This is a genomic window from Mesorhizobium sp. M7A.F.Ca.CA.002.15.2.1 (assembly GCF_003998715.1).
Lineage (GTDB): Bacteria > Pseudomonadota > Alphaproteobacteria > Rhizobiales > Rhizobiaceae > Mesorhizobium > Mesorhizobium ciceri.
Map to the genome: position 1 here is coordinate 1 of NZ_RZPI01000697.1, position 2,845 is coordinate 2,845.

At 62.7% G+C, this 2,845-nt stretch carries 4 protein-coding genes; 1 reads left to right on the forward strand and 3 read right to left on the reverse strand.

Features of this window, described 5'->3' with window-relative positions:
• The first annotated feature begins 74 nt into the window (after positions 1-74).
• Positions 75-620, forward strand: coding sequence for an adenine phosphoribosyltransferase (locus ENZ74_RS27730; RefSeq protein ID WP_013529989.1), 546 nt, complete (start codon positions 75-77; stop codon positions 618-620).
• A gap of 165 nt (positions 621-785) precedes the next feature.
• Here ENZ74_RS27730 and ENZ74_RS27735 read toward each other — a convergent pair whose 3' ends face one another.
• The 3 genes from ENZ74_RS27735 to corA form a co-directional block, all read right to left on the reverse strand.
• Positions 786-1,256 carry a MaoC family dehydratase gene (locus tag ENZ74_RS27735; RefSeq protein ID WP_063168842.1) on the reverse strand — a complete coding sequence of 157 codons (471 nt, stop codon included), beginning with the start codon at positions 1,254-1,256 and terminating at the stop codon, positions 786-788.
• On the reverse strand, positions 1,253-1,729 hold the full coding sequence (locus ENZ74_RS27740) for a MaoC family dehydratase (RefSeq protein WP_013529991.1): 477 nt from the start codon (positions 1,727-1,729) through the stop codon (positions 1,253-1,255). The genes ENZ74_RS27735 and ENZ74_RS27740 overlap by 4 nt, the downstream gene beginning before the upstream one ends.
• A 123-nt stretch (positions 1,730-1,852) precedes the next feature.
• Positions 1,853-2,827, reverse strand: coding sequence for a magnesium/cobalt transporter CorA (gene corA, locus ENZ74_RS27745; RefSeq protein ID WP_023809832.1), 975 nt, complete (start codon positions 2,825-2,827; stop codon positions 1,853-1,855).
• Between the last annotated feature and the right edge of the window lie 18 nt (positions 2,828-2,845).

The following is a 2,845-nucleotide window of genomic DNA, read 5'->3' on the forward strand; positions in this document are numbered from 1 at the left end:
GCATGAGGCTGATGGGCTGCAGCTCGATCGAACAATTGTCGCGCAACAATCTCCGTTTCAGGTAATCTCGACCCATGAAATCCTCGCTCGAAGACACGCTGCTTGCCGCGATCCGCACCATTCCGGACTATCCCAAGCCCGGCATCCTGTTTCGCGACATCACCACGCTGCTTGGCAATGCGCGCGCCTTCCGCCGCGCCATCGACGAACTGGTGCATCCCTATGCCGGCCAGAAGATCGACAAGATCGCCGGCATCGAGGCGCGCGGCTTTATCCTTGGCGGCGCCGTCGCCCATCAGCTCTCGGCCGGTTTCGTGCCGATCCGCAAGAAGGGCAAGCTGCCCTACGAGACGGTGCGCGTCGCCTACAGCCTGGAATACGGGCTGGACGAAATGGAGATGCACAAGGACGGTGTTGCTCCGGGCGAGAAAGTGATCCTGGTCGACGATCTGATCGCCACCGGCGGCACGGCTGAAGCGGCGGTCAAGCTGCTGCGCCAGATAGGTGCCGACATCCTCGCCGCCTGTTTCGTCATCGACCTGCCGGACCTCGGCGGCCGTGCCAAGCTGGAGGCGCTCGGCGTGCCGGTGCGGACGCTGATTGGGTTCGAGGGGCATTGAGGGGCAGTTCTTCCTTCTCCCCTTGTGGGAGAAGGTGGATCGGCGCGCAGCGCCGAGACGGTTGAGGGGTGGGTGACGGAGTGCCGTCGGCGCCAAGCTGGAGCACCCCTCATCCGACCGAGCTTCGCTCGGCCACCTTCTCCCACAGGGGGAGAAGGAAGAAACCTACTCCACCTTCACCAGCACGGCGCTCTCGAACTCCAGCACCTTGGCGCCGGTCGAATCGAAAGCTTCCGAACGCAGCGCCAGCAGCCGCCAGCCGGGGCGTGAGGCAATCGGGCGGTGCGACAGCGCGGTGCGCGTGAAGGTGATGGTTTGCCCGGCATAGACCGGCTTCAGCCATTTCAGGTTCTTGAAGCCAGGCGAGGGGCCGAATTCCGGCACCGGACCGGGGCCGCTCCACGCAGCGATCTCGGCGTCCATGCGGTTTTCGAGATTGAGTTTCATCCAGGTGGCGGCGGTGTGCCAGCCGGATGCGCAGAGCCCGCCGAGCACGCTTTTCTTCGCGGCCTCCTCGTCGGTATGGAAGATCTGCGGGTCGTATTTGCGGGCGAAGGCCTTGATCGCCTCGGGCTCGAATGTGTGCGAGCCGAGCGTCACCGTGGTGCCGATACGAAAGAACTCGTCCAGTGTCATGCTTGGCTCCCCGCGGCATCGCGCGTGAGGAACATGGCGGAGTTCTCGAGCTCGAAGACGCTTTCGCCGCGCTGGTTGAACAGTTCGCTGCGCATTGTAACGAAGCCGAGTTGCGGCTTCGATTTGGACAGGCGCTTGGCAACGACCACCAGGGTGCCGGTCAGTTGATCGCCGGCCAGGACCGGCTTCTTCCATTTGACCTGATCGACGCCGGGCGCGCCCTGGCAGGTCGAGTCCAACAGGAAGGCATCGCACAGCATGCGCATGAACATGGCGCAGGTGTGCCAGCCCGACGCCGCCAGCCCACCGAGGATGCTGGCCTTGCCGGCTTCCTCGTCGAGATGCATCGGCTGCGGGTCGAATTCTCCGGCGAATTCGACGATCTCGGCGGCACTCACGAGCTTCGAGCCGAGGTCGATCGATGCACCCTCGATGAAGTCCTCATAGGCCCATGTTTTTATCTCTGCGGTCATGGTCTGGAATCCGGCTTGTCGACCCACGATCCTCAGGATCGGGGTTTCCGGATGCAGGCCGGCGTTCATTTGGTCAAGCGATTTCTACTGCGCCAGCCTGTGGCAGCCGATCGACAGGCCCACTCAGAGCCAGCCGCGGCGGCGGAAATACCAGAAGGGCAGGATCGCCGACAGCACCATCATGGCGATGGCGAAGGGATAGCCAAGTTCCCATTTCAACTCGGGGATGACGTCGAAATTCATGCCGTAGATCGAGGCGACCAAAGTCGGCGGCAGGAAGATGACGGCGGCGACCGAAAAGATCTTGATGATGGCGTTCTGCTCGATCGAGATCATGCCGAGCGTCGCGTCGAGCAGGAAGGAGATCTTCTGCGACAGGAAGGTGGCGTGGTCGGCGAGTGACAGCACGTCGCGAGACAGCGTCTTGATGCGCGCCTTGGTGTCCTTGCTCATCTTGGTGCGGGTCGAGGCATGGGCGAAAAAGCCCGCCAGGCGCTGCAGCGAGATCAGGCTGTCGCGGATCGAAGACGCGATGTCCTCCTTGCGGCCGATGGCTTTCAACAATTCCTGGAAGTCGCGATTGCGCTTGGAAACCTTGGTCGATCGCGCCTCGAAGATATCGCGCGAGATCGCCTCGATGTCACGGCCGGCACGCTCCAGAATGTCGGCGAGACGGTCGACGATCGCCTCCAGCAAGCCGATCAGGATGGTGTCGCCGCTGGTGCAGCCGGTCGCCACCTTCTCGGCGCGCTGCGGAAAGGTCTTGAAGGCCTTCGGCTCATGGTAGCGCACAGTGATCAACCTTGTGCCGGCGAGCACGAAGGTGACCGGCGACATCAAGGGATCGTCGACCTCGGTCTGCGCGGGCAGGGTTGCGGTCATGAAGTAGGCGCCGTCCTCGACATAGAGGCGGCTCGAAATCTCGATCTCCTCCATCTCCTCGCGCGTCGGAATGGCAACGCCGAGCCAGCTCTCGATCGTCGCTTCCTCTTCCTTTGTCGGGTTGAACAGGTCCGCCCAGACGATGGTCTCGCTGTTTGCCAGGAGATCGTCGACGACGCGCAGGCGATCATTGTCCACGACGAAGGCCTTGATCATCGCCTGATTCCCTTGCTG